Raw genomic sequence first — 15,381 nt, forward strand, 5'->3', positions numbered from 1 at the left:
GCGCCCTAGATGCGGGTTCCGGCGATGCCCAGCGCGTTGGCCAAAGCGGCGCGGCGCAGCACCACGCTGGACGGACCGGGTACGCGCGATCCGGCCAGGCACCCGGCGAAGACCGGATCGAGCCGGCGCGCGGCGGCGAGCGACAGATCGGAGCCGAGCGGCGCGCGGACAAAGGTCAGCGCGGTGGTACGGTCGCGCTGGACCACGCAACGCCCCACCGTCGACCACAAGCGCAGCAGGCCGGTCGGGTTCGGCGCCGTCCGCTCTACGCGCGCGACGTCGTCGCGTTCGCCGGCGAACAGATCCGCACCAGGGCGCGCCGCAGCGATCGAGGCGAGCAACAGCCCGCTCGTCAGGATACAGCTCGTCAGAACAGCGCGGCGCATATTTCCCTCCCGTGACGCGCAGGCCTTTAGCACGAAACGATCAGGCTTTCACGAGGCCAATTTCGACCAGCCGTTCGTGCAGATAATCGTGCGAGGTGATCGGCGTCGGATAGCGGTTCGGATTGTCCGCGCTGATGCAGCTCGGCAGCGTCTCGATCAGGAATTCCGGATTGGGATGGAGGAAGAACGGCATCGAATAGCGCGAGAAACCGCGGCGTTCGGGCGGCGGATTGACGACGCGGTGCGTGGTCGACGGCAGGACGTTGTTGGTCAGCCGCTGCAGCATGTCGCCGACATTGACCACCATCGCGCCCTCGGGCGGGCGGATCGCCAGCCACTTGCCGTCGCGGTCGAGCAGTTCGAGCCCGGCTTCCTCGGCGCCGAGCAGCAAGGTGATCAGGTTGATGTCCTCGTGCGCGCCGGCGCSCACGCCCTCGGCATCGGCCGGGATCGGCGGATAATGGAGCAGGCGCAGGATCGAATTGCCGTGGTCGACCACGGTCTCGAAATAATCGGGCGATAATTTCAAATGCCGCGCAATCGCCGAGAGCAGACGGAGACCGGCGCGGTCGAAGGCATTCCACAGGTCGGTCAGCGCTTCCTGGAAATCGCCCGGACGCGACGGCCAGACATTGGGCATCATCGTCGCGGCGGCGGGATGACCCTCGGGCAGGTCACGCCCGACATGCCAGAACTCCTTGAGATCGACGTGCTTGGCGTCCTTGGCGATCTCGGTCTTGAACGGCGTATAGCCGCGCTGTCCGCCCCAGGCCTTGTCGTAATAGCCGTGCTTTTCGTCCTCGGGCAGCGCGAAGAATTCCTCGGTCAGGCGCCAGGCGCGCTGGATTAGCGGCAGCGGGATGCCATGGTCGGCGACGATCGCGAACCCGAAGCGTTCGAACGACCCGCCGAACGCGGCGGCAAAGGCGGCGGGATCGCGCGCTTCGTCGGCGAGGCTGAGGGCGGGGACCTGGGCAGAGGGGGTGTCTAGCATTTTCTATTGTCCGGAATTCTCGAAAGCGGGGATGATAGACCCTCGCCATTCATCCGTCACCCCTGCCGCCCGCCCGTCACCCCAGCGAAAGCTGGGGTCTTAAGAGGCTTTAGGTACGCTTGCGGCATGAGACCAGCATCGGGTCGGATCGTCCCCCGGACGATCCTTGAGCATGCGGGGCATGCTCAATCCGATACTCTTTCGCTGGGGTGACGCGTGCCTTGGCGTTCATCCACCCATATCGATCGTGCCGCTCGACTTGGTCGCGCCCTGGTCGCTCAGCTTGAGCACGAACGGCTTGCCGTCGTCGGTCTTGCCGGTCAGGCCGGCACCATCGGCGGACAGGGTGAAACCCGCTTTGCCCAGCCGTTTCTTGAGCCAGTCGCGCACCGTCGCGGCACTGGCCGGGCTAGTGAAGGCGACGCGGACCTTGCCGGAATCCTTGCCATTGTCCTTGCCGTCGTCGCCGCCATTGACGTTGATCGAGCTGATCGTCGAGCCGGGATAGAGATGCACCCCGTTCATCTCGAAATTGCTCGCGTCGACCGAGAATTTGGGCAGCTTCAGATCGGCCTTGAAGCCGTTGGTGTCGATCTTGAGGTTGCCCGAACTGTCGATGCCGCCGGACACGGCGCCGTCCGAACTGTTGCCGCTGAAGCTGATCGAGGTGCTGTTGCCGTCATGGTCGCCACAGGCGGCGAGCGCCAACGCGGCGGCGGCGAGAGGTGTCAAACGAAGCATGGCGGGCTCCCATAGTGCATTACATCTATAATACACTCGGGCGCCCGCCACAACAAGTCCAACGCGTCAGCCGTTCATCAATTTGTCCATCGTCTTCTGATGGAGCCAGATGTTCATCGTCGCGGTGTCGCTCTGATCACCGGTATAGCCGAGCTCGGTCGCGAGCTGCTTGCGCGCGTCGAGGCTCGAATCCTGGCCGATCGCCTTCATCAGGTCGACGATCGATTCCTTGTAGTTGAGCGGTTCGCCGCGCGCCTCGGCGTGCTTTTCGAGCACCGCATAGATCTGGTCCTCGCTCAACGTCGCCGGCGGGGGAGGAGGGGGAGGCGGCGGGGCGGCTGCCTCGGCGGGAGCAGGGGCCGGCGCGGGCGCCGCAGCGGCCGAGCCGAAAATGGCGTCCTTGATCGTACCGAAGATGCTCATGCGATTCTCCTCACGTTTTCCGCCCCCGAAGGACAGTGGCTTAGGACCTGTACCCGCGACCGGCAATGGCCGTGATCGGTCCGGTGGCGGCACCCTATTCCGGTTGCGTGACAAAATTTTTTCGGGGCTGATTTGTTCGCCCGGCTGGGGCATGGGGGCGGGATGCCGCAGCCTGGAGATCCTTCTCGCGCCGAATCCTCGTCGCCGATCCACTTCGTGGAGTTCGTCGCGCTGATCGCGGCGCTGATGGCGCTGGGCGCGCTCGGCATCGACACCATGTTGCCTGCGCTGCCGGAGATCGGTCAAAACCTGAATGTCTCGGCCCACGATTTGCCGCTGGTGATCGTGATGTTCTCGGGCGGGTTCGGCGCAGCGCAGTTGGTCCACGGTCCGCTCGCCGATCGCTATGGCCGGCGGCCGGTGCTGGTCGGCTCGATGGTGCTCTACATCCTGATGAATCTGGTCTGCGCGATGGCGAAGAGCTTCGACCTGCTGCTGATTTCGCGCGTGTGCGCCGGAGTAGCGATCGCGTCGACGCGGGTGGTGACGATCGCGCTGATCCGCGATTGCTATTCCGGCCGCGCGATGGCGCGGGTCAGTAGCCTGGCAGTGATGACCTTCATGATCTTCCCGATCATCGCCCCGAGCATCGGCCAGTCGATAGTGAATCTGGGAGGATCATGGCGGCTGATCTTCAACATGATCGCGATTGCCAGCGCGGTGGTGGCGGCATGGTTCATTTTCCGCATGCCCGAGACGCTGCCGGTCGAGCGCCGCGTGCCGCTTGAGGCGAAGCTGCTTTTAGGCAATTGGAAACGCACGCTGCAGGACCGGCTGTCGGTGGGTTACGCCGCCGCGGTGATCGGGCTGCAGGGCGCGCTGTTTGGCTACATCACGTCGATCCAGCCGATCGTCGATAAGGTGTTCCACCAGGGCAATCGGCTGGGGCTGATCTTCGCCGCCTGCGCGGTGACGATGGCTTGTGGCAATCTGCTCAATTCGCGGATCGTCATGTGGCTCGGCATGCGGCGCATCTCGCACGGCGCGATGGTCGTGCTGATCGTGACGGCGTCGACCAGCCTGGTGATCAGCCATCTCGGCCTGGAGAATCTGTGGACCTTCGTCGCGCTCCAGGCGGTGACGATGGCGTGTTTCGGCCTCGCCGCGTCGAACTGCTCGGCGATGGCGATGATGAATATGGGCGAGATCGCGGGGACGGCGTCGAGCCTGCAGGGATTCGTGGTCACCACCGGTGGCGCCGCGATCGGTGGGCTGATCGGCATGGCGTTCGACGGCACCACCACACCGCTGCACCTTGGCTTCCTGGCCGCGGGAGTGGTAGCATTGGTACTGGCGGCAATCGTCGAGCGCGGTCGCCTGTTTCGCCCCGCTTAGTATAGCGCCTGACGGAACCCGAAGCCCGCGCCGCCGTTCGCATCATGCCAGGCATGGAGATGGAGATGGGCGGTTATCAAGTATCGGGGCAGACCCCCGGCGACGACGGGTTCGACGAAGAAGGCTATGACGAAAGCCAGCGCGCCGAAATATTGGAAGCGACGCGCGACGGGCCGACCGACGGGACGATTCTGACCGACCTCGACCCCGATCTGGGCGATGAGCCAGACAAGGACGATGTCGAGATGTCCGACGCCGATGTCGGTGAAGAAGATGACGACGCCGACATGGACGAGGACGATATCGACGAGGACGAGGTCCAGGACGGATTCGACGACGGCGATTCTGACGACGACGACTTGTCCGACGCCGACGACGAGGCGCTCAATTCCTGACGCTCAATTCCTGACGCCCAATTCCTGGCGCCCAATTCCTGACGCCATGTCATCGGCGTTGACCGCCGGCTAGCGACGGCCCTAGGTTTTCGGCCCGACCGGAAGCCGAAAGGAGAGCCGATGTCCAGGGACCCGCGCGTCGACGCCTATATCGCGAGCAAGAACGATTTCGCGAAACCGATCCTCACGCATCTGCGCGACCTGATCCACGGCCATGCGCCCGCGGTCGAGGAAACGATCAAATGGAGCATGCCGTTCTTCACCTATAAGGGCGAATTGCTCGCCAATATGGCGGCGTTCAAGCAACATGCCGCGTTCGGTTTCTGGGACCGGCTGGGGCTCGCCACCGGTAAGGAAGGCGACGCGATGGGGCAATATGGCCGCCTGACCGATGTCGCGACGCTGCCGCCCGACACGCTGCTGCTCGAGCGGCTCGATCAGGCGCTGGCCAAGATCGATGCCGGTGAAAAACCCAAGCGGCCGGCCCGTGCCGGCAAGCCCGAGGCCGAGGTCCCGCCAACGCTCGCCACCGCGCTGGCGGCGGACGCGCAGGCGACGGCGAACTGGAACGCCTTTGCGCCGAGTTGCCGCCGCGAATATTGCGAATGGGTAGCCGACGCCAAGCGCGACGAAACGCGGGCCAAGCGGGTCGCGCAGACGGTCGAGCAGGCGCGCGAGGGCAAGAAGCTCAACTGGAAATACGAGAATTGCTGAGGGGGGATTGGTGGTAGGCCGCCGCGGATCCAGGTTCAGTTCTCCCCTCCCTGCAAGGGAGGGGATCAAGGGGTGGGTTGAGCGACGGGCGAGGTTCGATGCCTCGCTCGTCGCTGTTTTGGCGAGTAGCCAATGAGTCTTTGGGCGCGCGGACGCGCGCACCCACCCCCAACCCCTCCCTGCAAGCAGGGAGGGGAGTCACGCCGGCTTGCCAATCTCCCGCTTTGTGATACGTTATCACGTATCTGAACGGGAGAACGCTCGTGGCCAGCCATACCGCCCATTCCCAACCGATCGCCGAGATGAACATCACGCCGCTGATCGACGTCTTGCTCGTTCTGCTGATCATGATGATCCTCACCTTGCCGATCGCCACGCACAAGGTCGCGGTCGACTTGCCGAGCGGTCCCGGCCATCCGGTGTCGCCCGACAAGATGCATCGGCTCGAGATCGCCGCGTCGGGCGCGCTCAGCCTCGACGGCGCCGCCACCACGGAGAGCGCGTTGCCCGATCAACTGGTCGCGACGATGGCGGACAAGGATGCCACGCTGACTATCCGGGCCGATGCCGCCGCGCGCTACGAGACGTTCGACCGCGTGCTGGCGACGGTGAAGCGCGCGGGCGTCACGCGGCTGGGGTTCGTCGGCAACGATCAGTTCAAGGGCGTCTTCTGACGCGGGAACGACGCGGGCGTCGGAACGTTCACACCCCCTATCACCGTATTGTCCGGGGGTTCCATCTTGCGCGCCGTCTTGCTTGTTCCGTTCCTGTGCCTTGCCGCTTGTTCGCAGCCGACTACGACCGGCAATAGCGAAGTCGATATCAACGATGCCGCCGAACGCGCGCGCGGCGACATCAACAGCTATAATGCGACGGACAACGTGTCGGAGGTCGCGACCAACGGTGCGACGGCACCATCTACCGGCGACGAGCCACCGCTGACGCCCGCCGAGCCCGGCCAGCCGGGCGGGCTGCCCGATGACCGGACGCCGGTTTCCGAGGGGAAGTTCGCCCCCGACAGCGCGCAGGGCGCGGCGAACGTCGTCCAGATCTATTTCGCCAGCATCGAGGGCGGCAAATATGCGGCGGCCCGCGCCTTGTGGGGCAATGACGGTGCCGACAGCAAATTGAGCCCGACGGCGTTCGCGGCGAGCTTTGCCAAATACAAGGAATATCACGCCAATATCGGCGGCCCGGGCGAGATCGAGGGCGCGGCGGGAAGCCGCTATGTCTCGGTGCCCGTGCAAATCTATGCCCGGCTCAAGGACGGCCGACCCGATTACCAGACCGGCACGATCGTCCTGCGCCGCACCGAGGTCGACGGAGCGACGCCCGAGCAGCGCAAATGGCACATCTATTCGATCGACCTGAAGCCCGCGCCGGGCAGGGGCGCGAAACCGGGAGCGGATGGCGGGACAGGCGCCGCCGATACGAGCGGCACGCCCCCGCTGGTCAGCGCGCGTTATCGCTGCATGGACGGGAGCAAATTCGCGGTGCGGTTCGACAATCAGCGCGACACCGCTGCGATTACGCGCAACGGCCGGCCGCTGGCGACGCTCGACGGGCAGAAGCCGGCCTCCGGAATCTGGTACAAGCAAGGCCCGTACGAGTTGCGCGGCAAAGGCGATGCCGCGACCTTGACGACGCCGGGTCAGCCGCCCATCGCGTGCACCGTCATTCGCTAACGAAAGAGATCGACCGGCATGTGGACGGTGGCCCTGCTCGCGCTGTCCAATTGTTTCATGACGATCGCGTGGTACTGGCATTTGAAGGGCGGCATGGCCAAGCCGCTCTGGATCGTCATCGCGATCAGTTGGGGCATCGCCTTTTTCGAATATTGCCTGGCGGTGCCCGCCAACCGCATCGGCTATGCCGCCGGCTGGTCGGGCGGGCAGCTCAAAGTGACCCAGGAAGCGATCGCGCTCGCGGCGTTCGGCGTGTTCATGGTGACCGTGTTGGGTGAGCCGCTCGGCTGGCGGCATCTGGGGGCGTTCCTCTGCCTGGTCGGTGCCGTCGCGTTCTTGTTCGCGGGGAAGTAGGCGGTACCCACAACACCGCCGTCATGCCGGGCTCGTCCCGGCATCCACTGCGCAACAATACCCATCGGCAATTGGGTCGACGCCGGTCGCGTCGGTGTCGGCTGCGACGCTGTTGTTGGTCACCGGATCCGGCGTATTGGCGCTCGCCACGTCGTACGCCGTCCAGATGATCCCGGCCGCCCAGAACAGCGCCGACCATCGGCTGCGAAAGATTTTGGTCGAGATCATCACCGGACGATAGCCCGGCACAGTTAACGCGCGCTCCGCAAAGCCGGTTAACGGCGGGATTGCCCGATCGCTCGCACGGTCATAGCATCGCGCGACTTCAACCAAGGGAGAGGCGCGATGACCAGAACGATGTCGGCATTGATACTGGTGATGGCGGCGAGCGTGCTGACCGCGGCGGCGGCGACGCGGCGCGCCGATGCGGACCAGCTGATCGCGGCGCGGCAGGCGGGGTTCAAGCTTCAAGGTGCGGCCTTTGGCGGGATGAAAGGCGTGATCGACGCCAAGGGCGACGTGAAGACCCAGGCCTTCGCCGCCGGCGCGATCGCCGCCTGGGCGCGCGCCTTGCCCGGGCTGTTTCCTGCGGGCAGCGACGGCGGCACGACCAAGGCGCTGCCGACCGTGTGGAGCGACCGCGCCGGGTTCGAAAAGGCGGCGGGCACATTGGCGACCGAGGCCGGCAAGCTCGCGGATCTCGCCAAGGCCGGCGATCAGCCCGGCTTCGCGACGCAATGGGGCGTGGTCCGCAACGCCTGCTCGGCCTGCCACGACAAGTATCGCGTGCCCGACAAGCCCAAGGGATAGGGGGTGCGGAGCGGCGGCAGGCGGTAGGCTCAAAAAGCCGCTTGGCAGGAAGCGACCCAGTAGCGGTCGTTCTTCAAAATGTTATCATCGGGGAATGTTGATACTTCTGGCGATCAGTAGCTTGGCCATGTCGGACTGGGAAACATTACGCCTTAATTACGGCAATCCGGTAGGGCGGATTGTGTGGCCGTATATCAAATGCGTGACGGATCGCGACAATAGCGTGCCTCCCCGAAGCGTAAGACGAGCAATGTCTGACTGTCGCCCCGCCAAATTGAAGGCAATCGAGGACGCGCGCGCGGGCAACGAGCGACAACGCGTCGCGTCCGCACTTCGCGATTTTGAAGCGCGGTATATGAAATTTAAACTCAGAAGTTCCCATGTACGGGATGAATAATTTACCGGCTTCCTAATCCGAGAGCCGTTGCCAGCGGATGTTCGCTTTCCGCCATTCCCCCGCGGCCCCGTTTTTGACCTCACGACCTAATTCGGCATCACCTTGCCGCTGATCTCGCCGTCCGGGAATTTGTCGGTGTGGATGTTGATCACGATCTTGCCGGCGTTCAGCGCGTCGACGAATTCCTCGAACGTATCCTGATCGTTGAGCAGCTTCGCGCCCTCGGCATAGGCATAGTTGCGCATCGATACGTGGAACCCGGTCTTGGTCGCTCGGTAATTGGCGCCATAGGGCACGGGCAGCACTGCCTCGACATCGTCCGCGGTGCGATATTGGTGGAAATGGACCGGGCCGATCGGCTTGGCGACCAGGGCGTCGTTGAGCTGGTCGAGCGTGATCCCCTGCACGTCGAGCTCGACCGAGACGCGTTGCGACTTGGTATCGACCTTGACCGTCACGCGTCCATGCGCGGGCGACCCGGTGGTCGTCGGGATCGCGGTGCCGTCCAGCGCCGCATGAAAGCTCTCGGTCCTGGCGGCGGCCGGGGTAGCGATCGCGATGGCGGTGACGGCGGTCAGGACGATCAGGGGAGTGAAGCGCATCGAATCCTCAATTGGCAGGCGAGCACGGGGTACGCGCTCGCGGCTGGTTAGCTCAGGCAAGCTTGCCCCAGGATGAAGCGGGCCTCCTCCCCGATTTGGCCGGGACATAGGGCCGTTGCGACACCGGCGATAGGATAGACTCGGCACGCAAAATTCCCTCTCCCGCATGCGGGAGGGAGCCGCTCGCAGAGCGGCGGAAGGGTGAGGGCAGGGCGGTTGTTGTCCCACCTCCGACGTGCCTCGGGCGGAAATGGGGACACGTCCCCACTCCCGAGCGTAGCGGCGCGGCAAAGCCGCGCCGTCGGACCTCGCTGACGCGAGGCCGGCCGCGCTGACCGCCGGTACCGGAAATAGCGGGGCTATTTCCGGGCGCTCAGCGATTATCCAATTGGCTCCGCACCGCCGCCAGCCCCAGCCGGCTGATCCGGTACGGCTGCCCGCTCTGGCTGAAGATCAGCCCGCGCCGCTTGAGCTTGCGGAACACCGGTAGCGAGCCGTCCGTCAGCACATGGCCTTCGCGGGTGAAGCAGATCGCCTCGACGATCCGCCCTTGCGTGTCGCGGCGGTGATGAATCGCGCCGCCCTGCGCGAGCGCGTGCAGCACGCGCTGTTCGTATTTGGAAATGTTCACGTGGAATGTGCCCGTCAGTCGAGAAAACGACCGCGCCGCCCGACCGGGACGTCCCGGCGGGTCGAGCGCATGACGACGGCGCCTCCGGCAAAACCGGGGCCGTCAGGTCAGCGGGCGACAATTTCCTTCATACTTCCCTCAGGGGTGGTGAACGCCGCCGATGTGCCGTTGGGCGGCGGGTTCGTCAAGATTTGGGGTTGGAATGTACCAAGACGATATTCGACAAGGGCTTTCGGGGCTTAGCCCATATGGTAGGATGACGTTGAAAGGGGAGCTGGCCATGACCGGATGGATCGATTGGCTCCGCAACCTCCGTGGAGTACAATGGCTGGCGCTCGTCGCATTGCTGTGCGCCTATGCCGTCATCGCAATGCCGTTCCTCGGCATGCCGTGGAATCGGATGGAAGATTTCGTGGTCCTGCTCATGATTTTGGGCGTGTTTGTTTTGCTCGCCACTGGCGGAAAGACGGCCGCAACAAAGCCAGGGCCATCGGGATTTGGCCATCTCGGCAGGGTCGCGATGGCGATGATGTTCATTTGGGGGCAGCCGTGGTGGCCTGTCCCGCGTCCCCAGCAAGCCAGCGATTTTTGGGTCTTCATCTGGCCGTTCATCATCCTGGTGAACGCAACTCAGATTCTGTCGGCGCGGCCGCCGGATCCCAAGGGCGCGGTGCTCGACGAGGAACCTGGTCTGGCGTGAGCCGCCGTCAGGTGAAGCCCGCACCGCCTCGCGAGAATCGCAGCGGATCAGCCTGCTGGTCGCGACCGCCGCCTGGCGACGGACCACCGCGAGCCGATAGGCGGGAGCCGTCATCGCGCTTCCTTCAAAACCATCCGCCGGGAGATAGCGCCATTTCGGAGGCGCATGCTTTGCGGACGTTTCGCGCATCGATATGCCAGCATCGATGATCAACACGGCGCCGTCGGTTGCGACGCCACCATCGGGGGAAGAAGAAATGATCGGTCTGGCGATGATGGTGTCGGCGACGTTCGTCACGGCGACCGAGCTCAATACTCTGTGCGTGAGCAAAAAGGCCGACGACCAACTGGTCTGTACCGCGTACATCATCGGCGCCGTGGACGGCATTCATACCGGTGCGATGGCCGTCGACCCCAGCAAGGACAATGATAGGATCTGCGTCCCTGACGGCACCCTTCCTCAGGATGTCGTCGATCTGGTGAAGGCCTATTTGCGAGAGAGCAAGCTGGACCACCACGTCGACGCACCGGTGTTCGTATTCGCCGCGCTTGACACTAAATGGCGTTGCCCGGCGCCTAAAGGTTGATGGGGAGAGGAGAAGGAGACGATCGTTCTGGCGATGATGTCGACGTTGAGTTTCCTGTCCGGGGACGACCTCTGTTCGGCATGCAACCATCCCAACCCCGTCGAGCAGCAGTTTTGCACGACCTCTTTCGAGGGAGCGGCGGATGGCGTGCGCTTCGGCATGCTCGCATGGCCATCGGGATAGGCGGCGCGCTCGCGATAGCGGACCAGGTTGAGCATCGCGATCGGAGCCTCGCGGGGGAGCGCCTTGAAGGCGTCGAACTGCTCGCGGCTGGGGTCGATATGGGCTTCGGGCATGGCGCTCTCCTGTGATTGGTCTGCGCTGTTGCGATCGTGGCGGCAAGGAAGGTCCTGCCCATCTTGTCGGTCGTTACACTTGCAACCATCTATCGCCCCTGCTAGTGGCGCCGCCTGCCCAAGAGGATTTGTCATGCGTGTCGAACGGAATGCAGCAGCGATGATCGCGCCGGCTTTTGCCGGCGGCGTTTCGCTGTACGTATTCGCGATCTGACACGCCTCTTCATTGGGAGGCGAACGGCCTCCCACGCGTCGCGAGACCCCGGAAGGCCTTCCCTCCGGGGTTTTTCATTGGGCGCTTCCCCAGCCCGCACGCGAAGGAGCCGGGCGATGACCCGTATGAACTCGATTGCCATTGCCGCTCACCGCGCCGCGCTGCGCGGCGGTGACGCATGGCTATTCGCGACCTGAAGCCCGAGGCTTGAACCAGCCCGGGCGCCGCCGAACGGACCCGGACGCTCGACCCAGACGAGCCCGCCGGGACCTCCCCGGCGGGCTCGTTGCATTTCCGGGGTTCGGCGCATTGCTCGCGCCCGCCCCGATCCCAGAATTGGCGCGCCAATGCCAATGGCCGCCTGGGTCCGGACAGGCCATCCGGGTTCAGGCGGCGCCACTAATAGGCAGGAGACAAAAAATGCCTATCAAACTGCACGTTAACGTCGGAACGATCGGACATGTCGACCACGGCAAGACCACGCTGACCTCTGCAATCACGCAGGTCCAGGCGGCGCGGCTCGGCGGGGTCGCGCTGTCGTTCGATCAGATCGACAAGGCCCCCGAGGAGAAGGCTCGCGGCATTACGATCAACACCACGCATGTCGAATATGAGTCCGGCACGCGGCACTACGCGCACATCGATTGTCCGGGTCACGCCGATTATGTGAAGAACATGATCACCGGTGCGTCGCAGATGGACGGGGCGATCCTGCTCGTTGACGCCACCAAGGGCGCCGCCAAGCAGACGATCGAGCACATCCTGCTCGCTCGCCAGGTGAACGTGCGTCACATGGTCGTGTTCGTGAACAAGATGGACGCGGTCGCGCCCGAGGATCGCGACGACATGAAGGCGTTGATCGAGCTCGAAACCGGCGAATTGCTCGCCGGTCAGGGTTACGAGGACACGCCGTTCGTGTTCGGCAGCGCGCTTCAGGCGCTCGAGGCGGTCGCGCGTGGCGATCTCGACGATCCCGCGGTCGCGGCGATCGGCGAGCTGGTCGCGGCGCTCGATGCGCATATCCCGGACCCCGTCCGGGATTTCGAGAGCCCGTTCCTGATGCCGATCGAGGGCGTCCACACTATTCCGGGCCGCGGCACGGTCGTTTCCGGCCGGGTCGAGCGCGGCGTGGTGAAAGTGGGCGACACGGTCGAGATCGTCGGGCTCGACAATGCCGGCGCAGAGGTCGTCGTGACCGGCACGCAGTCTTTCCACAAGGATGTGGTGGAGGCGCGTGCCGGCATGAACGTGGGGCTGCTGCTCCGCGGGCTGAAGCGCGACGATGTCGAGCGCGGCCAGGTGCTGAGCGCGGTGGGCTCGATCAAGGCGCACACCCATGGCAAGGCACAGATCTTCGTCCTCTCTGCGGAGGAAGGCGGCCGGCACACGCCGTTCGCCAGCGGGTACCGCCCGCAATTCTTCTTCGGCGTGACGAACGTCACCGGCGTCGTCGAGACGACGGATGGCGGCCCGGTCTCTCCGGGCGATCGCGCGGAGGTCGCGTTCGAGCTGGCCATGCCGGTCGGCATCGAACCCGGCGTGCGCTTCGCGATCCGAGAAGGCGGCAAGACCGTCGGCGCGGGCGTGGTGACCGAGGTTACGGCGTGAAAGCGTAGGGCTGGCCCATCGGCCCCCGGCTCCGGGACTTAGATTTCGGGGTCGGGGGTTCGGGCTGAGTTTCGGTGATTTAGTAAACTGTCACCGTAATTCTATTGGTGAGCCGCACGGTGAGAGACCGGCAATTCCGAATGCGGGTGTTGAATGCCTACGATGCTCGGTGCGCGTTCACCGGAATGAAGCTGATCAACGGCGGTGGCAGGGCAGAAACTCAAGCTGCGCACATCATGAGCGTAGAAGCCGGCGGGCCAGACGTAGTTACTAACGGTATAGCGTTGTCAGGCACCGTACACTGGATGTTCGATCGCGGACTCCTTTCGCTTAGCGATGACGGAGACTTTCACGCAAGATCAATGATCTCGAAAGCGTGGAGAAGCTCATCTTTGAGAATAGGAAGGCGCGGCTCCCCAAGTCACCGATAAGCCGCCCGCATGCACGCTATCTGGCTTGGCATCGCACCGAGTGTTTTCATGTCTAATATCGTCGCGGGCAAAGCCCGCGCCGTCGGTCGGCGCGTGAGCGCCGCCGGCCGTGCGCGCCTCGAGGCGGGGATTAGCTCGCGCTATTCCCACGCCCGTCGCGCCTCACTCCGCCGCAATCCCCGCCTTATCGAACATATCCCCTTCGCCGCTCCCGACATCCTCGTTCGCCGCCGGCCCGGCCTTCGCCTTCTGCCGCTTGTCGAACGAATCCCACACGTCGTTCCACTGACCACGCGTCGCCGCCTTCGAATATTCGGTCGCGCGGGTTTCGAAGAAGTTGGCGTGCTCGACGCCGTTGAGCATCGGGGTCAGCCAGGGCAGGGGATGCTCGTCGATCATGTAGATCGGCTTCATGCCCAGCTGGCCCAGGCGCCAGTCGGCGATGTAGCGGATGTACTTCTTGATCTCCTTGGGCGACATGCCGTTGACCGGGCCCTGCTCGAACGCCAGGTCGATGAACGCATCCTCCAGCCGGATCGTCGTCTGGCACACATCGCCGATGTCGTCGCGCACCGCCTTGGTCAGGCAGTCGCGCTCCTGCACGAAAGCGTGGAACAGGCGGATGATGCCTTCGCAATGCAGACTCTCGTCGCGGACCGACCAGGATACGATCTGGCCCATGCCCTTCATCTTGTTGAAGCGCGGGAAGTTCATCAGCATCGCGAAGCTGGCGAATAGCTGCACGCCCTCGGTAAAGCCGCCGAACATCGCCAAGGTGCGGGCGATATCCTCGTCATTGTCGACGCCGAACTGCTGCAGATAGTCGTGCTTGTCCTTCATCTCGGCATATTCGAGGAACATGCCGTACTCGCTCTCGGGCATGCCGATCGTGTCGAGCAAATGGCTGTACGCCGCGATGTGCACCGTCTCCATGTTGCTGAACGCGGTCAGCATCATCTTGACCTCGGTCGGCTTGAACACGCGGCCGTATTTCTCGTGATAGCAATCCTGCACCTCGACATCCGCCTGGGTGAAGAAGCGGAAGATCTGGGTCAGCAGGTTGCGCTCATGGTCCGACAGCTTCTGCGCCCAGTCGCGGCAATCCTCGCCCAGCGGCACCTCTTCGGGCAGCCAGTGGAGCTGCTGCTGGCGCTTCCAATATTCATAGGCCCAGGGATATTCGAAGGGCTTGTAGGTCTTGCGGGCACTGAGAAGGGACATGGGCGAACTCCGGACTAGAATGTGATGGGAATGATGTTGCCGGTCGACCCGAACAGGCCGAACGAGAAAGCGACGAAGAAGAGCCACGCGAGTGGCGCGGCGATGACCATGATGCGCGCGAAGCGGCGCGCGGCAGCGGGATCCAGGCTGCCGACCTTGGGCGGGGCGCCCACCTCACTCTGTGCGCGATCGGCCATGCGCAGGAAGCGCAGCGCGATGAGCACGTCGGCGACGAGAATCAGCGTCACGATGCCGAGGAAATAGGCGCCGCTCATTGGCCCGTCCCCCAACTCGCCATCGCGGTGGCGAACACGGTCAGGATCGCGGCGAGCGCGAGTAGCATCGTCGCGCCGATACGCTGGGCATAGACCGCGCCTTCGCTCGCCGCGCGGCGAGTCAGGACGACGATCCCGCCCGCGCCGGCGGCACCGGCCACCGCATACATGATCAACGGCGCGCGGTTCATGCGACCAACTCCGCGGTCGTGCGTTCTGCTGCCGAAACCATCACAGGAGAATGACCGTGACCGAGCTCAGCCAGATCAAGGAACATATGGACGTCATCGGCGCCGACGGCGTCCATGTCGGCACCGTCGACCATGTCGAAGGCGACCGCATCAAGCTGACCAAGAAGGATTCGGGCGCCGAGGTCGAAGAAGGGCAGGGCAGCCATGCCGGGCACCACCATTACATCTCCAAGGGCCTGATCGCGGACATCGAGGGCGACACGGTGCGGCTGAGCGCCAATGCCGACGTCGCGGTTCAGTTTGAGGAGGAAGAGCAGGCTTGAGGGCATGAC

The 15,381-nt window shown here is 64.3% G+C and carries 22 protein-coding genes; 12 read left to right on the forward strand and 10 right to left on the reverse strand.

The genetic code is table 11. The annotated features are described in order from the left end of the window. Window positions 1-5: 5 nt before the first annotated feature. From AC1DSD_RS02780 to AC1DSD_RS02795, 4 genes are all read right to left on the reverse strand, one after another. On the reverse strand, window positions 6-386 hold the full coding sequence (locus AC1DSD_RS02780; RefSeq protein ID WP_478028321.1) for a hypothetical protein: 381 nt from the start codon (window positions 384-386) through the stop codon (window positions 6-8). Between the two features lie 40 nt (window positions 387-426). Further along, the gene (locus AC1DSD_RS02785; RefSeq protein ID WP_478028323.1) at window positions 427-1,380 is read right to left on the reverse strand and encodes an isopenicillin N synthase family dioxygenase; all 954 of its coding nucleotides are present in this window, start codon (window positions 1,378-1,380) and stop codon (window positions 427-429) included. A 228-nt stretch (window positions 1,381-1,608) separates the two neighbouring features. Beyond that, window positions 1,609-2,121: an RNA-binding protein gene (locus AC1DSD_RS02790; RefSeq protein WP_478028325.1), complete on the reverse strand. Its 513-nt coding sequence runs from the start codon at window positions 2,119-2,121 to the stop codon at window positions 1,609-1,611. A 66-nt stretch (window positions 2,122-2,187) separates the two neighbouring features. Then, window positions 2,188-2,544, reverse strand: a complete 357-nt coding sequence (locus AC1DSD_RS02795; RefSeq protein WP_478028326.1) for a DUF3597 domain-containing protein — start codon at window positions 2,542-2,544, stop codon at window positions 2,188-2,190. Window positions 2,545-2,706: 162 nt separating this feature from the next. On the opposite strand from AC1DSD_RS02795, the gene AC1DSD_RS02800 reads away from it, so the two are divergent. The 6 genes from AC1DSD_RS02800 (at window position 2,707) to AC1DSD_RS02825 (ending at window position 7,087) form a co-directional block, all read left to right on the forward strand. Then, the gene (locus tag AC1DSD_RS02800) at window positions 2,707-3,939 is read left to right on the forward strand and encodes a multidrug effflux MFS transporter (RefSeq protein ID WP_478028328.1); all 1,233 of its coding nucleotides are present in this window, start codon (window positions 2,707-2,709) and stop codon (window positions 3,937-3,939) included. Window positions 3,940-4,004: 65 nt separating this feature from the next. Beyond that, a complete protein-coding gene (locus AC1DSD_RS02805) occupies window positions 4,005-4,334 on the forward strand; it encodes a DNA primase (RefSeq protein ID WP_478028329.1) in 330 nt (109 codons plus the stop codon). A 120-nt stretch (window positions 4,335-4,454) separates the two neighbouring features. Then, window positions 4,455-5,048, forward strand: a complete 594-nt coding sequence (locus AC1DSD_RS02810; RefSeq protein ID WP_478028330.1) for a YdeI/OmpD-associated family protein — start codon at window positions 4,455-4,457, stop codon at window positions 5,046-5,048. 302 nt (window positions 5,049-5,350) lie between these two features. After that, window positions 5,351-5,722, forward strand: coding sequence for an ExbD/TolR family protein (locus AC1DSD_RS02815; RefSeq protein ID WP_478029010.1), 372 nt, complete (start codon window positions 5,351-5,353; stop codon window positions 5,720-5,722). A gap of 66 nt (window positions 5,723-5,788) precedes the next feature. After that, complete coding sequence (locus AC1DSD_RS02820; protein WP_478028332.1) at window positions 5,789-6,733, forward strand: MliC family protein; 945 nt, start codon at window positions 5,789-5,791, stop codon at window positions 6,731-6,733. A gap of 18 nt (window positions 6,734-6,751) precedes the next feature. Further along, window positions 6,752-7,087 (forward strand): DMT family protein, encoded by a 336-nt coding sequence (locus AC1DSD_RS02825; protein ID WP_066816687.1) that lies wholly within the window; start codon window positions 6,752-6,754, stop codon window positions 7,085-7,087. A 21-nt stretch (window positions 7,088-7,108) separates the two neighbouring features. Here the strand turns inward: AC1DSD_RS02825 and AC1DSD_RS02830 are convergent, their stop codons facing one another. After that, the gene (locus AC1DSD_RS02830) at window positions 7,109-7,336 is read right to left on the reverse strand and encodes a hypothetical protein (RefSeq protein WP_478028333.1); all 228 of its coding nucleotides are present in this window, start codon (window positions 7,334-7,336) and stop codon (window positions 7,109-7,111) included. Window positions 7,337-7,432: 96 nt separating this feature from the next. Between AC1DSD_RS02830 and AC1DSD_RS02835 the strand changes: the two genes are divergently transcribed. After that, on the forward strand, window positions 7,433-7,897 hold the full coding sequence (locus AC1DSD_RS02835) for a c-type cytochrome (protein ID WP_478028334.1): 465 nt from the start codon (window positions 7,433-7,435) through the stop codon (window positions 7,895-7,897). A gap of 483 nt (window positions 7,898-8,380) precedes the next feature. Here AC1DSD_RS02835 and AC1DSD_RS02840 read toward each other — a convergent pair whose 3' ends face one another. Both AC1DSD_RS02840 and AC1DSD_RS02845 read right to left on the reverse strand, forming a co-directional pair. Beyond that, window positions 8,381-8,896, reverse strand: a complete 516-nt coding sequence (locus tag AC1DSD_RS02840) for a CHRD domain-containing protein (protein WP_478028336.1) — start codon at window positions 8,894-8,896, stop codon at window positions 8,381-8,383. Between the two features lie 373 nt (window positions 8,897-9,269). After that, a complete protein-coding gene (locus AC1DSD_RS02845; RefSeq protein ID WP_478028337.1) occupies window positions 9,270-9,527 on the reverse strand; it encodes a YjhX family toxin in 258 nt (85 codons plus the stop codon). Between the two features lie 280 nt (window positions 9,528-9,807). Here AC1DSD_RS02845 and AC1DSD_RS02850 point away from each other — a divergent pair, with 280 nt between their 5' ends. The 4 genes from AC1DSD_RS02850 (at window position 9,808) to AC1DSD_RS02865 (ending at window position 13,362) form a co-directional block, all read left to right on the forward strand. Then, window positions 9,808-10,227 (forward strand): hypothetical protein, encoded by a 420-nt coding sequence (locus tag AC1DSD_RS02850; protein ID WP_478028339.1) that lies wholly within the window; start codon window positions 9,808-9,810, stop codon window positions 10,225-10,227. Between the two features lie 205 nt (window positions 10,228-10,432). After that, window positions 10,433-10,813, forward strand: a complete 381-nt coding sequence (locus AC1DSD_RS02855; RefSeq protein WP_478028340.1) for a Rap1a/Tai family immunity protein — start codon at window positions 10,433-10,435, stop codon at window positions 10,811-10,813. 930 nt (window positions 10,814-11,743) lie between these two features. Next, the gene (gene tuf / locus AC1DSD_RS02860) at window positions 11,744-12,931 is read left to right on the forward strand and encodes an elongation factor Tu (RefSeq protein ID WP_478028342.1); all 1,188 of its coding nucleotides are present in this window, start codon (window positions 11,744-11,746) and stop codon (window positions 12,929-12,931) included. Window positions 12,932-13,116: 185 nt separating this feature from the next. Further along, window positions 13,117-13,362: an HNH endonuclease gene (locus tag AC1DSD_RS02865; RefSeq protein WP_478028344.1), complete on the forward strand. Its 246-nt coding sequence runs from the start codon at window positions 13,117-13,119 to the stop codon at window positions 13,360-13,362. 162 nt (window positions 13,363-13,524) lie between these two features. Here AC1DSD_RS02865 and AC1DSD_RS02870 read toward each other — a convergent pair whose 3' ends face one another. The 3 genes from AC1DSD_RS02870 to AC1DSD_RS02880 are packed head-to-tail and all read right to left on the reverse strand — an operon-like array spanning window position 13,525 to window position 15,049. Continuing rightward, window positions 13,525-14,583, reverse strand: coding sequence for a ribonucleotide-diphosphate reductase subunit beta (locus AC1DSD_RS02870; RefSeq protein WP_478028346.1), 1,059 nt, complete (start codon window positions 14,581-14,583; stop codon window positions 13,525-13,527). A gap of 14 nt (window positions 14,584-14,597) precedes the next feature. Further along, window positions 14,598-14,858: a hypothetical protein gene (locus tag AC1DSD_RS02875; protein ID WP_478028348.1), complete on the reverse strand. Its 261-nt coding sequence runs from the start codon at window positions 14,856-14,858 to the stop codon at window positions 14,598-14,600. Then, window positions 14,855-15,049 carry a hypothetical protein gene (locus AC1DSD_RS02880; RefSeq protein ID WP_478028350.1) on the reverse strand — a complete coding sequence of 65 codons (195 nt, stop codon included), beginning with the start codon at window positions 15,047-15,049 and terminating at the stop codon, window positions 14,855-14,857. The genes AC1DSD_RS02875 and AC1DSD_RS02880 overlap by 4 nt, the downstream gene beginning before the upstream one ends. Before the next feature lie 56 nt (window positions 15,050-15,105). On the opposite strand from AC1DSD_RS02880, the gene AC1DSD_RS02885 reads away from it, so the two are divergent. Next, window positions 15,106-15,372, forward strand: coding sequence for a DUF2171 domain-containing protein (locus AC1DSD_RS02885; RefSeq protein ID WP_478028351.1), 267 nt, complete (start codon window positions 15,106-15,108; stop codon window positions 15,370-15,372). Window positions 15,373-15,381: the final 9 nt, after the last annotated feature.

Source organism: Sphingomonas sp. P4_D12 (assembly GCF_056401895.1).

Coding starts and splice junctions, on each gene's coding strand:
- AC1DSD_RS02780 (WP_478028321.1), bottom strand. CDS start 386: ATGCGCCGCGCTGTTCTGACGAGCTGTATCCTGACGAGCGGGCTGTTG.
- AC1DSD_RS02790 (WP_478028325.1), bottom strand. CDS start 2,121: ATGCTTCGTTTGACACCTCTCGCCGCCGCCGCGTTGGCGCTCGCCGCC.
- AC1DSD_RS02795 (WP_478028326.1), bottom strand. CDS start 2,544: ATGAGCATCTTCGGTACGATCAAGGACGCCATTTTCGGCTCGGCCGCT.
- AC1DSD_RS02800 (WP_478028328.1), top strand. CDS start 2,707: ATGCCGCAGCCTGGAGATCCTTCTCGCGCCGAATCCTCGTCGCCGATC.
- AC1DSD_RS02805 (WP_478028329.1), top strand. CDS start 4,005: ATGGGCGGTTATCAAGTATCGGGGCAGACCCCCGGCGACGACGGGTTC.
- AC1DSD_RS02810 (WP_478028330.1), top strand. CDS start 4,455: ATGTCCAGGGACCCGCGCGTCGACGCCTATATCGCGAGCAAGAACGAT.
- AC1DSD_RS02815 (WP_478029010.1), top strand. CDS start 5,351: ATGAACATCACGCCGCTGATCGACGTCTTGCTCGTTCTGCTGATCATG.
- AC1DSD_RS02825 (WP_066816687.1), top strand. CDS start 6,752: ATGTGGACGGTGGCCCTGCTCGCGCTGTCCAATTGTTTCATGACGATC.
- AC1DSD_RS02835 (WP_478028334.1), top strand. CDS start 7,433: ATGACCAGAACGATGTCGGCATTGATACTGGTGATGGCGGCGAGCGTG.
- AC1DSD_RS02840 (WP_478028336.1), bottom strand. CDS start 8,896: ATGCGCTTCACTCCCCTGATCGTCCTGACCGCCGTCACCGCCATCGCG.
- AC1DSD_RS02850 (WP_478028339.1), top strand. CDS start 9,808: ATGACCGGATGGATCGATTGGCTCCGCAACCTCCGTGGAGTACAATGG.
- AC1DSD_RS02855 (WP_478028340.1), top strand. CDS start 10,433: ATGATCAACACGGCGCCGTCGGTTGCGACGCCACCATCGGGGGAAGAA.
- tuf (WP_478028342.1), top strand. CDS start 11,744: ATGCCTATCAAACTGCACGTTAACGTCGGAACGATCGGACATGTCGAC.
- AC1DSD_RS02865 (WP_478028344.1), top strand. CDS start 13,117: ATGAAGCTGATCAACGGCGGTGGCAGGGCAGAAACTCAAGCTGCGCAC.
- AC1DSD_RS02870 (WP_478028346.1), bottom strand. CDS start 14,583: ATGTCCCTTCTCAGTGCCCGCAAGACCTACAAGCCCTTCGAATATCCC.
- AC1DSD_RS02875 (WP_478028348.1), bottom strand. CDS start 14,858: ATGAGCGGCGCCTATTTCCTCGGCATCGTGACGCTGATTCTCGTCGCC.
- AC1DSD_RS02880 (WP_478028350.1), bottom strand. CDS start 15,049: ATGAACCGCGCGCCGTTGATCATGTATGCGGTGGCCGGTGCCGCCGGC.